This is a genomic window from Hyphomonas sp. (genome assembly GCF_041689225.1).
In the GTDB taxonomy this organism is placed as follows: Bacteria; Pseudomonadota; Alphaproteobacteria; order Caulobacterales; family Hyphomonadaceae; genus Hyphomonas.
Genome location: NZ_JBDNGN010000014.1, coordinates 24,141 through 37,979 on the forward strand (window position 1 = coordinate 24,141; position 13,839 = coordinate 37,979).

General features: G+C 60.9%; 13 protein-coding genes. 1 reads left to right on the forward strand and 12 read right to left on the reverse strand.

What is annotated here, in order from left to right; genetic code table 11:
• The first annotated feature begins 38 nt into the window (after nt 1-38).
• On the forward strand, nt 39-1,343 hold the full coding sequence (gltA, locus tag ACESNB_RS01370; protein WP_373002793.1) for a citrate synthase: 1,305 nt from the start codon (nt 39-41) through the stop codon (nt 1,341-1,343).
• Here gltA and ACESNB_RS01375 read toward each other — a convergent pair.
• The 12 genes from ACESNB_RS01375 to pyrH all read right to left on the reverse strand — a co-directional run bounded on the left by ACESNB_RS01375 (nt 1,340) and on the right by pyrH (nt 13,778).
• Nucleotides 1,340-2,497 (reverse strand): lipid-A-disaccharide synthase, encoded by a 1,158-nt coding sequence (locus ACESNB_RS01375; protein WP_373002795.1) that lies wholly within the window; start codon nt 2,495-2,497, stop codon nt 1,340-1,342. The two genes, gltA and ACESNB_RS01375, sit on opposite strands and share 4 nt — an antisense overlap.
• Nucleotides 2,494-3,339, reverse strand: a complete 846-nt coding sequence (locus ACESNB_RS01380) for an LpxI family protein (RefSeq protein WP_373002797.1) — start codon at nt 3,337-3,339, stop codon at nt 2,494-2,496. The genes ACESNB_RS01375 and ACESNB_RS01380 overlap by 4 nt, the downstream gene beginning before the upstream one ends.
• 7 nt (nt 3,340-3,346) lie before the next feature.
• Nucleotides 3,347-4,138: an acyl-ACP--UDP-N-acetylglucosamine O-acyltransferase gene (gene lpxA / locus ACESNB_RS01385; protein WP_373002799.1), complete on the reverse strand. Its 792-nt coding sequence runs from the start codon at nt 4,136-4,138 to the stop codon at nt 3,347-3,349.
• Between the two features lie 131 nt (nt 4,139-4,269).
• On the reverse strand, nt 4,270-5,286 hold the full coding sequence (lpxD, locus tag ACESNB_RS01390; protein ID WP_373002801.1) for a UDP-3-O-(3-hydroxymyristoyl)glucosamine N-acyltransferase: 1,017 nt from the start codon (nt 5,284-5,286) through the stop codon (nt 4,270-4,272).
• Nucleotides 5,287-5,298: 12 nt separating this feature from the next.
• Nucleotides 5,299-5,889, reverse strand: coding sequence for an OmpH family outer membrane protein (locus ACESNB_RS01395; RefSeq protein WP_373002803.1), 591 nt, complete (start codon nt 5,887-5,889; stop codon nt 5,299-5,301).
• A 28-nt stretch (nt 5,890-5,917) separates the two neighbouring features.
• Entirely contained in the window at nt 5,918-8,476 is a 2,559-nt protein-coding gene (gene bamA / locus ACESNB_RS01400; protein WP_373002805.1) for an outer membrane protein assembly factor BamA, read from the reverse strand.
• Nucleotides 8,477-8,514: 38 nt separating this feature from the next.
• On the reverse strand, nt 8,515-9,684 hold the full coding sequence (locus ACESNB_RS01405) for an RIP metalloprotease (RefSeq protein ID WP_373002807.1): 1,170 nt from the start codon (nt 9,682-9,684) through the stop codon (nt 8,515-8,517).
• Nucleotides 9,685-9,689: 5 nt separating this feature from the next.
• Nucleotides 9,690-10,889, reverse strand: a complete 1,200-nt coding sequence (gene dxr / locus ACESNB_RS01410; protein WP_373002809.1) for a 1-deoxy-D-xylulose-5-phosphate reductoisomerase — start codon at nt 10,887-10,889, stop codon at nt 9,690-9,692.
• Nucleotides 10,890-10,892: 3 nt separating this feature from the next.
• The gene (locus ACESNB_RS01415) at nt 10,893-11,711 is read right to left on the reverse strand and encodes a phosphatidate cytidylyltransferase (protein ID WP_373002811.1); all 819 of its coding nucleotides are present in this window, start codon (nt 11,709-11,711) and stop codon (nt 10,893-10,895) included.
• The gene (locus ACESNB_RS01420; RefSeq protein WP_373002813.1) at nt 11,711-12,472 is read right to left on the reverse strand and encodes an isoprenyl transferase; all 762 of its coding nucleotides are present in this window, start codon (nt 12,470-12,472) and stop codon (nt 11,711-11,713) included. Before ACESNB_RS01420 ends, ACESNB_RS01415 begins: the two co-directional genes overlap by 1 nt.
• Entirely contained in the window at nt 12,472-13,026 is a 555-nt protein-coding gene (gene frr / locus ACESNB_RS01425) for a ribosome recycling factor (RefSeq protein ID WP_373002815.1), read from the reverse strand. Before frr ends, ACESNB_RS01420 begins: the two co-directional genes overlap by 1 nt.
• Complete coding sequence (gene pyrH, locus ACESNB_RS01430) at nt 13,023-13,778, reverse strand: UMP kinase (RefSeq protein ID WP_373002817.1); 756 nt, start codon at nt 13,776-13,778, stop codon at nt 13,023-13,025. The genes frr and pyrH overlap by 4 nt, the downstream gene beginning before the upstream one ends.
• Nucleotides 13,779-13,839: the final 61 nt, after the last annotated feature.

Sequence of the window (13,839 nt, forward strand, 5' to 3'; positions counted from 1 at the left end):
CGCGCCGGACGGAATACGAACAAGAAGGGCTATATCTGATGGAAAACAAGACGAAGAATGCCGGGACGGCCAAACTCGAAGTCGCGGGCAAGACCTATGAATTGCCCGTTCTCTCGGGAACGCATGGACCGAATGTCGTAGACGTCCGCAAGGTATACGCTGAATCGGGACATTTTACCTTCGACCCGGGTTTCACATCGACCGCCAGTTGCGAAAGCCAGATCACGTTCATTGACGGTGACGAAGGCGTCCTGCTTCACCGCGGCTATCCGATTGGCCAACTGGCTGAAAAGTCGACGTTTCCAGAAGTCTGTCACCTCATTCTGAAAGGTGAGCTGCCCACCAAACCTGAGCTCTCCGAGTTCAACGGCGAAATCAAGCAGCACACCCTTCTTCACACGCAGATGGATCGCTTTTTCGAAGGCTTCCGCCGTGACAGCCACCCGATGGCCATGCTGACAGGCGCCGTTGGTGCCATGGCATCCTTCTATCCTGGTGCTATGGACAGCGAAGATCCCGATGAACGCCACCTCAGCTCCGTCCGGCTCCTCGCCAAGATGCCGACACTCTGCGCCCGCATCCTGAAATACAATATGGGCCAGAAATTCGTCGATCCACGCAACGAGTTCTCCTACGCCGAAAACTTCCTGAACATGTGCTTCTCGGTATCGGCCGAGGACTACAAGGTCGACCCGGCGATTGCCAAGGCGATGGACCGCTTCTTTATCCTGCATGCTGACCACGAGCAGAACGCCTCGACGTCGACCGTGCGGCTCGCCGGCTCGTCAGGCGCGCATCCGTTTGCGGCTGTTGCAGCCGGTGTCGCGTGTCTCTGGGGCCCCAGCCATGGCGGCGCCAACGAAGCCTGCCTCAACATGTTGCACGAGATCGGGTCGGTCGACCGGATTCCGGAATTCGTCGAAAAGGCCAAGGACAAGACCAGCGGCTTCCGCCTCATGGGCTTTGGCCACCGCGTCTACAAGAATTACGACCCGCGCGCGACCGTCATGCGCGAGTCCGCCCACGAAGTGCTCGACCTGCTCGGCCTCAAGGACCAGCCGATCCTCAAAGTCGCGATGGAACTCGAACGGATCGCTCTGGAAGACGACTATTTCGTCGAGAAGAAGCTGTACCCAAACGTCGACTTCTATTCGGGCATCATCCTCGATGCGATGGGCTTCCCGAAACAGATGTTCACGGTGCTGTTTGCACTCGCGCGTACTGTCGGCTGGGTCGCCCAGCTCAACGAGATGATCGAAGACCCGACGCAGCGTATCGGTCGTCCGCGCCAAATCTATACCGGCGCTGCCCAACGCGACTACGTGCCAATGGGCAACCGCTAGACGCGAGCTTCTTCAAGGATCACTTCGGCTGCAATCTCAGCCGCGTCCCGATCGCCCTCTTTCATCCGGGAGAGGGCGATTTGCTGTGCGGCCCTCTGTTCGGCCAGCGCGTCCGGATTGGTCAGCCAGCACAACGCGTGAGCGGCGATCCGGTCCGGCGTCTGTTTCGTCTGCACGAATTCCGGCACGATCTCCTGGTCATCGCTGACAATGTTCAGCAGCGTGATGTGGCGCTTCTGGTAGAGGAACCCCCGCGCCAGCGACCAGGTCACCCAGCCTGTCTTGTAGGCCACGATCATCGGCGTGCCCTGCATCGCCAGTTCGCTGGTGACCGTGCCTGAACAAGCCAGCGCCAGGTCGGCGGCTGCCATCGCATCGTACCGTTCTGACGGGTCCGTGGACACGGTCGCCCATTCAGCCACGTCCGGAAACGATTCCGCGAACTGCGCCGCGACGCTCGCGGCGGGGGCGATGATGATTTTCCGGTCTGGATCGGATTCCCTGATGATCCGGGCCGCTTCCACCAGTGCCGGCGCAACGCGCTTGATCTCGCTGGACCGGCTGCCGGGAAGTACGAGCACGACCTGAGCTTCCTCGCTGATACCATACGTCTTGCGGAAAACGTCGCGCTTGCCCCATTGGTGACGTGACAAAGCCGGATTGCCAACGACCGTCGTCTTCAGGTCGAACGGCTCATAGAACGGCGCCTCGATCTCATGCATGCAGAGCAGGTGATCCACCGTCGCCGCCAGCGTCTTGGCCCGTCCCGGCCGCGTCGCCCAGACTTGCGGCCCGATCAGTTTGACCAGCCTTATATGCGGTGCACGTGCGCGCACGCGCTGGGCCACCCGCAGCATGAAGCCCCAGGAATCCACCAGCACGACCACGTCCGGCGTATCGGCGATGATGGCATCCGCTGCGATGTCGGCCAGTTTGACGACCGTGCCATAGGCTCTCAATCCTTCAAAAAGGCCAAGAACCGATAGCGGTGAAATATCGATCGGCGAGACAATCCCGACGGATGCCATTTCTGCCCCGCCAATGCCCGAAACGTGCACGTCGGGCTGCTTCGCCCGGATCGTGCTGATCACTTCACGCGCCAACAGGTCGCCTGAGGATTCCGCCGCCACGAAATAGAGGCGCGGGGCGGTCATGTGCCGAGGCCGGGGTCAAAGCCGTAAATGAACACGCCGAGCCGTTCGGCAGCTGCCTGCATCTCGGCGCGGCCGAGCATAAGTGCACCGCCCGCCTCGACGGCAAGCCCCGCCAGGCCGGCCGCAGCCACTTTCTCGATCGTCGAGACGCCAACGGTCGGCATATCGATCCGCCGCTCCTGGGACGGCTTGGGCCGTTTGACCAGAACGCCCCGCCGCGCCGCAAGGGTGCCGCGTATCGCCTCGGGAAGCGCGGCACAGCGGTCGAGCATGGCATCCGTGCCCTCCTGGGCCTCGACAGCCAACACAAGGCCGTCGCATACGACACAGCCCTGCCCGATATCCAGATCGCCCAGAGCGGCCACCACATGCGCACCACGAGCAATATCCGACATCGCCGCCTCAGACGGCGCGGGACCACCCATAAGGCCCGACGGGGCCAGCAAGGCGGCATGCGCCGCATCGGAGCCAATCACATTGAACCCCTGCTTCTCGACTTCCTTCACCATCAGCCGCAGCAAGGCATCATCGCCCTTGCCCGCCTCGGCCAGCACTTTTGGCAACAGCGCCGCGCCTCGCAGGTCCAGCTTCAGGTCCTTGAAATTGGGACGCTTCACGATCCCCGCAAACAACACGTCCTCGCACCCGGCCTGTTTGAGCAGGGAGAACAATTTGCCGATTTCGCCCAGCCCGACCACAGCGCCCGGATAGGCCGCGAGGCGCGGCTCTTCAAAGCCCTTGAGACGCAGGACATAGACGCCCTTCCCCGTCGCGACGGCATTCTCCGCGACGGCGACCGGAAGATCGCCAAGGCCAGCTATCAGTCCGAGAGGCGCCGTCATGATGCCCTCACCCGGGTTTGCAGATCGGTCGGCCACCGGCTGCGAGCACAAAATTGATGATTTCCATGGCCAGGGGCTTGTCCTTGAACGCAATGGCAGCGTCAGCCAGCCGGTCCTTGAACAGGCCGCCGCCGGCAAACACGGCCTTGTACGCACTGCGGATCTCGTACAGCTGCGCCTTGTCATAGCCGCGCCGCTTCAGGCCCACCATGTTCAGTCCGGCCAGCTTGGCCCGGTTCCCGATCACGGACCCGAATGGAATAACGTCCTCCACGAGGATGGCCCCGCCACCAATAAAGGCGTTCCGGCCGATCCGCGTGAACTGGTGCACAGCCACGAGCCCGCCGAACCAGACATTGTCGCCGATCTCGACATGTCCGCCGATCTGGACCCCGTTGGCGATCACGATGTCATTGCCAAGCTGGCAATCATGCGCGACGTGGCTGCCGACCATCATGAAGCATTCGTTTCCCAAACGCGTTACGCCTGCGAGCTTCGGCACGCCGGCATGCACGGTCGTATGTTCGCGCATCGTGCAATCATTGCCGATCTCGAGGCGCGACTCCGGTACGTCCTGGAACCCGAGCACCTGAGGTGTACCGCCAAGAACGGCATGGGAGTGGACCGCGCAATCATGGCCGAGAGTCGTATGACCGGTGACAACGGCATGTGCGTGCAACTGCGTCCGGTCACCAATCACCGCATGCGCGCCAATGTGACAAAACGGGCCGATCCGGACTCCGTCGCCAAGTTCAGCGCCTGGCTCCACGATCGCAGAGGGATGAATTTCAACTGGCATCAATCGTATCCGGTGTTTCTCTTGAAAGGCGGTCTTGCCAAAACGTGCGCGAAGACAACTGTCTTCAATAGGCTTTTCGGCAGATTTGCCTGTTTCTGCAACCGGGGCAAACGATCACGCGCGCTGGAGGCTCAGGAACTCTTCTTGGGATTGGCCTGTTTCTGCACCCATGCGATTTCCCGCATCCACTGGCGGATCGGCTTGGCGGGCGTGCCGCCCCAGGTTTCGCCCGGTTTTATATCCCGGAAGACACCCGACGAGGCCGCAAGGTTGACGCCGTCCCCTATCTTGACATGATCGGCAATCCCGACCCGTCCGCCAATACGCGCAGCATCGCCGACGGAGACTGACCCCGATATGCCGCCAAATGCCGCCATGACCACGCTCCGGCCGAAAACGACATTGTGGGCGATCTGGCAGAGATTATCGATCTTGGTGCGCTCGCCGATGATCGTGTCGTCAAAGACGCCGCGATCAATACAGCTATTGGCCCCGATCGTGACATGGTCCTGCAGGATGACCCGCCCAAAGTGCGGCGCATCTTCCATGCCGCCCGGGCCGCCCGTCACGCCAAATCCGGATTCCCCGATGCGGGCGCCAGACAGTAGCGTCACATGGTCTCCGACAAGTGAGCAGAATATGGAAACGTTCGCACCGATCCGGCAATTGCGCCCGACCTGAACGCCCGGACCAATCACGGAGTTGGCGCCAACCACCGTACCGTCGCCAACCGTCGCGCCCGGCCCGACGACGGCGCCCGGCGACAGGATCGCTTCCGGATGCACTTTGGCGTCTGCAGAAATACGCTCGTCCGCGCGCCACACAAGGTGCCGGGGCTGGAACATCGCGTAGGCGACAACGCCATGGAAATGGCGCGGCAACGGCGTCAGGAGGTAAGGCATGCCGGCTGGAACATGTGGCAGGTTCGCGTCATTGACGATCAGCGCCGAAACATCAGGCGAAACGGATGGCGTGCCTTTTCCGTCTCCGTCAAGAAACGCGAGGTCTCCGGCCCGGCCCGTAGCCGAGGCGGAGACCCCTTTGATCTCGACCGCCGCGTCGCCATGAAGGGCCGCGCCGGTCAGGTCCGCGATCTTGCCAAGCGTCTGGGCCCCGAGGGGCGCGTAGAAACGAGGATCGATCGTCACAATTAACTGTCCCTATTGGGCAGGCTGGGCAGGCAGGCGCTGACGCGACACTGCGATCGTAGGCGTTTTGGCGTCCAGCTTGGTGATCACCAATGGCGTCACGTCAACCGCGTCGGCGCTGTAAATGACTTGCGCTTTGGACATCACGATCTGTGCATTTTTCTCGTTCACCACTTCCATCAGAGCGGGCTCGATCGCCTTGTTGAAATCGATCAAAGCCTTGCGCTCGGTCAGTTGGAACTCCTTGCTGACAACCTGTTGCTTCTGCGCAAATTCCTGGGCGCGCTTCTGATAGGCCGTCAACTGCCCCAGGAGCGCCGTGTCAGCAGCCACCACTTCGCGGGTCTTGCCTTCGACTTTCGTCTGCAGGGCCTTGCCGTCCGTTTCGAGCGTGGCGCGGATCGGCTCCAGCTCGTTTTTCATCTGGGTCTCGAGGTTCTGCAGTTTGGTCTGAATATCCTTGCCGGCCTTGCTCTCGCCAAGAAGGCGGCCCTCGTCGATCATTACGACGGTCGTGCCCTGGGCCGATGCGGCCGGAGCGGCAACAGCGACTCCGCTCACAACGAGCGAAAGGACGAAGAGCATATGTTTGATTGGGGACATTATCGGTCTCCTGGTTGGCGGTTCTGAATTAGAAGCGTGTTGAGGTTGAGAACCGGAAAGTTTCGGTTCGGTCATAGTCTTCCTTGCGCAGGATCTGCGAGAAGTCGAAGCGAATGGGCCCGAAAGGTGAGTCCCAGAATACGCTGAGACCAGCAGACGCCCGCAGGGATGTGGCGTCCTTGGTGATGCGCACGGCCGGAAAACCAGTTTCCGGATCCGTGAAATACACTGTCGGGCTGATGTCCGGTCCCCGAAGGGTGCCGAGGCCGCCGACGTCAGCGAACAGGGCGCTCTTGATGCCATACTCTTCGGGGAAGACGCTTGGCAGGCTGAGTTCGAATGTGCCCTGGTAGTAGGTGTTGCCCCCTTGCGAGTTCAGGCGGCGCGTTGTCACGACTTCGCCTGTCGCCGGATCGATGACACGCACGACTTCGCGCGGGCCGAGACCGGCCACGTCGAACCCGCGGAACGTGCTGCCACCCCGGAAGAACCGGTTGTTGATCCGAATGCCCTGGCCATTTTCAAGCGGGAAAACATACCCCGCTGAAAAACGGGCGCTCGCAATGACATTTTTCCAGATGCCACGATACATGGATGCGCTCGTTTCCGTGCGCAGGTATTTTACGTCGCCGCCAAAGCCAGCGGCTTCCTGGCTGAAACGGAAATCAAACCCACGTGTCGGCTGGGTCGGATCATTCGTACGGTCCCAGAAGAAGCTATAACCGATGATACTGGAAATCTCATTGCGTTCGGACCGGCAATTGGAGTCACGCAACAGGTAGAGCGGATCACACTGATCGACAAAAATCAGTTCGTTCGGGAAATCGTCGACCGTCGCCGCGCGGTATACATCGTCGCTCGTATCGCCGGGCGTATCGGCGCCAGCGGTCTGTACGGTTCGTGTCGACGTGAATCGCGTGGCCGTGTCCAGCAGGATAGTGAAGTCTGGAATTTCCACATTGTCCGACTGAAGCTTGTAACTGAGCCCGAGCTGCATCCGTTCGGTCAGTGGAAAGCCGACACGCAACCCAGCGCCGATGGTCTCGGCCGTATAGCTGCCAAAATCCTTGAAATCCTGCTTCGTCGCATAGACGTCGACACCTGCCGAAAGGTTTCGGTCGAGAAAACGCGGCTCCGTGAAGCGCAAGTCCACGACCTGTTGACGGCTCGATGTCGAAACACGCGCAACAACTGACTGGCCGCGACCACGCAGGTTGCGCTGTGATGCACTGAGATCGAACAGATATGAATCGACCGACGAGAAACCGGCCGCAAACGACAGTTCGCCGGTGGGCTGTTCGGTAACCTTGACGTCGACGATGCTCTTGTCCGGACCATCACCGGGCGTCTCAACGATTTCAACGTCCTTGAAGTAGCCGAGCGAGCGCACACGGTTCTTCGACCGGTCGAGCAGGATCCGGTTGAACGCATCGCCTTCGGAAATGCGCAATTCACGGCGGATAACCCGGTCCAGCGTCTGCGTGTTGCCGACGATATTGATCCGCTCAATGTAGACGCGCGGGCCTTCGTCGACGGCAAATGTCACGTCGATGCGCCCGGTCTCCGGATTCACATCCAGCTGCGGACGAATATCCACGAACGCGTAGCCGGCGATGCCGGCGGCATAGGTCAGCGTGTCGATCGTGGTTTCGATCAGGTTGCCCTTGAAAAGGTCGCCTTCCTTGATCGGCACAGCGGCACGAAGCGCATTGGCGTTCAGCTTTTCAAGCGCCGTCTCGACTTTCACGACGCCGAAATCATACTGACGCCCCTCATCGATCGTCATCGTAATGTAGAAATCTTTTTGGTCAGGCGTCAGTTCGGCGACCGCCGACGTGACCCGGAAGTCATAATAGCCACTGTTCTGGTAGAACTCGCGCAGCTTCTCGCGGTCATACTCCAGACGGCCCGGATCGTAGTTGTCGTTGGAACTGAAGAAACGCCACAGGCGCGACTGGCGCGTGACAATCTCGCTGCGCAGGCGCGAGTCGGAATAGTCTTTGTTGCCGATGAAATTGATCGAGCGGACACCGGTCACCGGACCTTCGGTGATCTCGAACACGAGATCGACACGGTTCTGCTCGAGCGGCTTGTATTGCGGCTCGACCTTGGCAGCGAAACGGCCAGACTGGCGATAGAGTTCAAGGATGCGCTGGACATCAGCCTGAACGCGGGCAGCGGTGAAGATGCCGCGTGGTGCGGCCTGGATTTCTTCCTTGAACTTGTCGTCCTTGAGCGCCTTGTTGCCTTCGAAAATCACGCGGTTGATGATCGGGTTCTCAACCACCCGAACCAGCAGGTCGTCACCGTTCCGGTCGATCGACACGTCTGCGAACAGATTGGTCGCGAACAGGGTCTTGAGCGACAGGTCGATGCGCTCAGCGTCAAACGGATCGCCTGGCTCGACCAGAAGGTAAGATTGCACGGTACGCGCTTCGATACGCTGGTTGCCCTCCACGAGGATCGACCGGATCGTACCGCCGTAGCGATTATCTTCCTGCGCCTCGGCGGTATTGGTCAACCCTGGCAGGACAACAAACGTAAAAACGCTGGTCGCCATGAAGGTTGCTGCAAGGAACTTACGCATGGTGGAAATACTCTCTGATTAGCTTCGGGACGGTGGGGTCAGCCGCCCGCTCCCCCGAACAAGCCGGTCTCGATGATGTCACCCCACGTGATCACCACCACCATTCCCAATAACAGGATCAAACCGAATGTCAGGCTGATCTCCTGCACTTTCTCGGGCAGTTCTTTGCCCATTACGGCTTCATAAGCATGAAAGACCAAGTGTCCGCCATCCAGTACTGGCAGTGGCAACAGGTTGAAGAACCCGACACCCACTGAAATCGCGGCACATATGCTGAGCAGCATCCAGAACAATTGTTCCAGGCGCTGTGACCGGGTGAGTTCGGTCTGGCTCCAGACCTTGTTGACGACCCGGCGGGAAATGTCGCCGATGCCGACAGGGCCCGTCATCGCGTTGAAGGACATCTTGCCGGTCACGATACGTGTCAGCATCGTGACGGTGCGGTCGATCGTTGCGCCCGTCTCGACCACGCCGGCGCCCAGCGCCTCGACGGGGTTGTAGCGGGTGCGCTCACCAAGCTCCAGGCCTGCCAGGCCGACACCAATCGTGCTTTGCGGCACCATCTGGCCGAACTCGTTCTCGCGCACGACTTCGTCGGGCGTCACCTTCAGGCTCACCGGCGCGCCATCCCGCAGGACGTCGAAAGTCATCTCTTTATTCGGGTTGAGCATGATCGGAATGGTGATGTCCTGCGCGTCCGTGACGGCGCCGCCATTGATGGCGACGAAGGCATCACCCGCTTTCAGGCCGCCACGCTCGGCAGGAGACCCGGCAACAACATTCGCAACGCCGACCGTGTAGTTGGCCTTGCCGTGTGTGCCCAGGATCAACGAGAAGATCAGGCTGGCCAGCACGAAGTTAGCAAACGGCCCGGCAAGGCTGACAAGCGAGCGCTGCCAGACAGCGAGCTTGTTATACGCCTTGCCCTGAGGCCCTTGCTCCAGTGTGCCCACATCGCCCGGCAATTGGCTCTCGCCGACGAACTTGACGAAGCCGCCGAGCGGAATCCAGTTGACGCGCCAGCGTGTGCCGACCCGGTCCTTGCGCTCGTAAACAGGCTTGCCGAAACCGATCGAAAAGGATTCAACCGCTGCGCCAAATATCCGGCCCACAAGGTAGTGACCGAGCTCATGCACGATCACCACGATCCCCATCATGAAAATGAGGCAGGCAATAAAAAGCGGACCTTGGCTAAGAAGCTGTCCCAAACGACTTATCCTCCTGCCCGGCTCGGGGCCTTTTTAAGTAACTCGGCCGCCATTTCGCGTCCGAACCGGTCCAGATAAGCTATTTCGTCCAGCGTGTCACAGCCCAAAGAGGACTTGTTACCAGAAGAAAAGCGACTCAACACTTCCTCTACAACCCAGCTTATGTCCAGAAAACCGCATTGGCCCGCAATAAATGCAGAAACCGCCAGTTCATTAGCGCAATTTAATACGGTCGTGCCCCCGGATCCGAGGGCAATCGCGCGCCGCGCGAGTTCAATCGCCGGAAACCGCGCTGCGTCCACTTCTGCAAAGTCGAGACGCCCCAAGGCCGCCAGGTCCAGGCGCGCGACATTCGTCGACACCCGGTCGGGCCAGCCCAGCGCATAGGCGATCGGTGCGCGCATGTCGGGCGTGCTGAGCTGCGCGATGACAGAGCCATCCGTGAAGTGCGCCATGCCATGAACAATCGACTGGGGATGGATCAGGACATCGATCTGGTCGGCCGCTACGTCGAACAGGTAGGCTGCCTCGATGAATTCCAGCGCCTTGTTCATCAGGGTGGCGCTGTCGATGGAATTCTTGATCCCCATGTCCCAGTTCGGATGTGCCGCCGCCTGGGCAGGTGTGACGTCAGCCATCTCGCTCAGGGATGCGGTCCGGAATGGGCCGCCTGACGCCGTTATCGTCAGTTTTTCAAGGGATTTTCCATCGCCCAGCGCCTGGAAGATGCCGCTATGTTCGGAATCGACCGGCAGCACACGCGCGCCGGTCCGGGCGGCTTCGGAAAGTATCAGTTTTCCGCCGCAGACGATGCTTTCCTTGTTGGCGATCGCGACATCCGTGCCCTGCCGAACGGCCGCCAGCGTCGATGCGAGCCCCGCCGACCCGACGATCGCTGCCAGCAGACGGTCGCAAGGCCGGGTCGCCGCTTCGATGATCGCGTCCAGTCCGCCAGCCGTTTCGATGCCCGTACCCGCCAGGCGTTCTCTGAGGTCCGCCAGCTTGCTCTCATCCGCGATGACAGCGATATCCGGACGGAACGCTATCGCTTGGCGCGCCAGCGTCTCGGAATCGCGTCCAGCTGCCAGTGCGACGATTTCAAAAGGTGTCTCGCCCGCTGCATTGGCCTGCGCCACGACATCCAGTGCGGACGTGCCGATCGAGCCCGTAGAGCCCATGATGGAAATGCGTCGGTGAGCGGCCATGCCTCAGAATCCAAGCGCGACTGAAAGTCCCGGAAAGGCATGCAGGGCGAGCGACCCCAAAATGCATACCGCGCCGAGGCCGTCGACCCGGTCCAGGACGCCGCCATGGCCCGGCAGCAAAGTACCGGCATCCTTGACCTTGAACCGCCGCTTCAGCCCGCTCTCGAACAGGTCACCCATCTGCGCGACCATCGAAATCGCGACGCCTGCCGCAATCCAGACCGGAAAGGACGCCATTTCGATATCTGCCGCAGCGAGTCCGCACAGTCCGCAGGCCGTGACAGCGCCCAGTGCGCCGCTCCATGTCTTGTTCGGGCTTTCGCTTGGCAGCAGGCGGGGCCCGCCAAGGCCGCGCCCGGTGAAATAGGCGGCGGCATCGGACGCCCACACGAATGACATGAAAAACAGGGCCGCTGCCCTGCCGTCCCAAGGGCCGTCACGCAGCAAATACAGGCCCGCAGCCATCGCAGCAACGTAGAACAGGCCGAACGCAGCCGTCCATCGGACGCGAATCCCCCCGATGGCGGTTGCGGCACAGAACACCATGCCGCCGACAATCACGAGGACGCTCAGCCACAGCAATCCCATCGGCAGGCTCAGGCAGAAAAGGGTTGCGGCAAGCGCCATCGCCCGCCCGTGCGGGAACGCACTGATCTGGCTCCATTCCAGCGCCATGGCGGCGGCAAACACGGCGCAGCCAATCGCCAACCACCAGCCGCCTGCCCAAACCATTGCAACGGCCACCGGAATCAGGACCGCCGCCGAAATCAGCCGGAGCCCAAGTTCCGAGAAACGCCGGTCGCGCGGCGTCCAATCGCCCATCAGGCTGCCCCTGGCGAAACGGCGCCGAACCGGCGTTCGCGCTCATGGAACTTGGCCAGGGCCTCTTCCAGGCACGCCCGATCGAAGTCGGGCCAAAGCACATCCATGAATACGAGCTCCGAATAGGCGCATTGCCACAACAGGAAATTGCTGAGTCGGTATTCGCCGCTGGTCCGGATCAGTAGGTCGGGGTCCGGCATGGATCCGGTGTCGAGAAATCCGGCGAACGATTTTTCGTTCACATCGTCCGGTTTCAGGCCGCCCGATGCGACCGCCTCCGCAACGCCGCGCGCCGCACGGGCGATGTCTTCGCGTCCGCCATAGTTGAAGGCGATCGTCAGGAAGAACTTGCTGTTGGCGGCGGTCTCGCGCTCGGCCTTTTCGACCAGAACCGCCACGTCGTCCGGCAATCCGTCCCGAAGACCGATAATGCGAATACGCACGCCTTCTTGAGTCAACCGCGCCAGATCGCGTTGCACATAGGCCTTCAACAAGCCGAACAATGCGTTCACTTCAGCCGCCGGTCGCCGCCAGTTCTCGGTGGAAAAGGAAAATACCGTCAGGTACCGGATACCGAGTTCGCCAGCGGCTTCAACGGTGCGCCTGAGGGCCTCTACGCCCCGTTCATGCCCGGCGGCACGGGGCAAGCCCCTGGACTTCGCCCAACGGCCATTGCCGTCCATGATGATCGCCACATGCGAAAGGCCCGGTTGCTGCCCCGACACGACACTGGTGACATCTGAGGCAGACGCAGCGGACATCAGACTTGCATGATCTCCGTTTCTTTGGCTTTCAGCGCTTCATCGACACGGCCGACGAACGTGTCTGTCAACTTCTGGACTTCGTCCGACAGGCCATGAAGCTTGTCTTCGCTGATCTCGCCGTCTTTTTCCATCTTCTTCAACGTATCCATACCGTCGCGTCGGATGTTCCGGACCGCAACCTTGGCCGCTTCGGCATATTTGCCGGCAATCTTCGTCAGCTCGACGCGGCGCTCCTCGTTGAGCGGCGGGATCGGGATACGCAGGGTCTGGCCGTCCATGACCGGGTTCAGGCCGAGACCCGATTCGCGGATCGCCCGGTCGGTGGCGCCCACCACGGTCTTGTCCCAGACATTGACCGACAGCATGCGCATATCAGTAACCGATACGGAGGCAACCTGCGACAAGGGCACGGTCGATCCATAGGCAGGCACTTGAATGGCATCGAGCAGGTTCACCGAGGCCCGGCCTGTCCGCAAGCCGCTGAACTCGGTTGAGAGCGACGCAAGCGCACCCTCCATCCGGCGTTCCAAGTCTTTCTTGCTATAGGTCATTTTGCGACCCCTCCCTTATTCGAAATCGTTGTGGACTTGCCCCGACCGTGCAGCACGTTCAGCAGCGAGCCCTCTTCCTTGAGTGAGAAGACCACAATCGGGATGTTATTGTCACGCATCAGACTGACAGCAGATGAATCCATGACGCGCAGGTCCTTCACGAGAAGCTCCTGATAAGCGATCTCGTCATATCGCATCGCCATGCTGTCCAGCTTCGGATCGGCCGTATAGACCCCGTCGACCTGCGTGCCCTTGAGCAAGGCGTCGCAATTCATCTCGATCGCCCGCAGGGCGGCGCCTGTATCGGTTGTGAAGAACGGGTTGCCGATGCCAGCCGCAAATATGACGACCCGGCCCTTTTCCATGTGCCGCTGCGCGCGCCGCCGGATATAGGGCTCGCAGATCTGGTCCATCGTGATCGCCGACTGGACGCGTGTCGGCACGCCCTGGGTTTCCAGCACGCTTTGCATGGCCAGCGCATTCATCACCGTTGCCAGCATGCCCATACTGTCGGCCTGCGCCCGCTCCATGCCCTTGGCGGCCCCTGCCATGCCCCGGAAGATGTTGCCTCCGCCGATGACGAGGCAGATTTCCGCGCCAGCCGCCCGCGCATTGGCGATGGCGCGGGCAAATTGCTCGACTGTCGGGATATCGATACCGAACTGGCCCGGACCCATCAGGGCCTCGCCGGACAGTTTCAGGAGCACGCGCTTGTATTTGAGCGGGATCGTTTCCGGATTCTCGCTTGCCATAGCTTTCTCCGTAAAATGAAGCCCTGAATAGAGCTCCTAAAAGATTCCCGGCTGCCTGTCA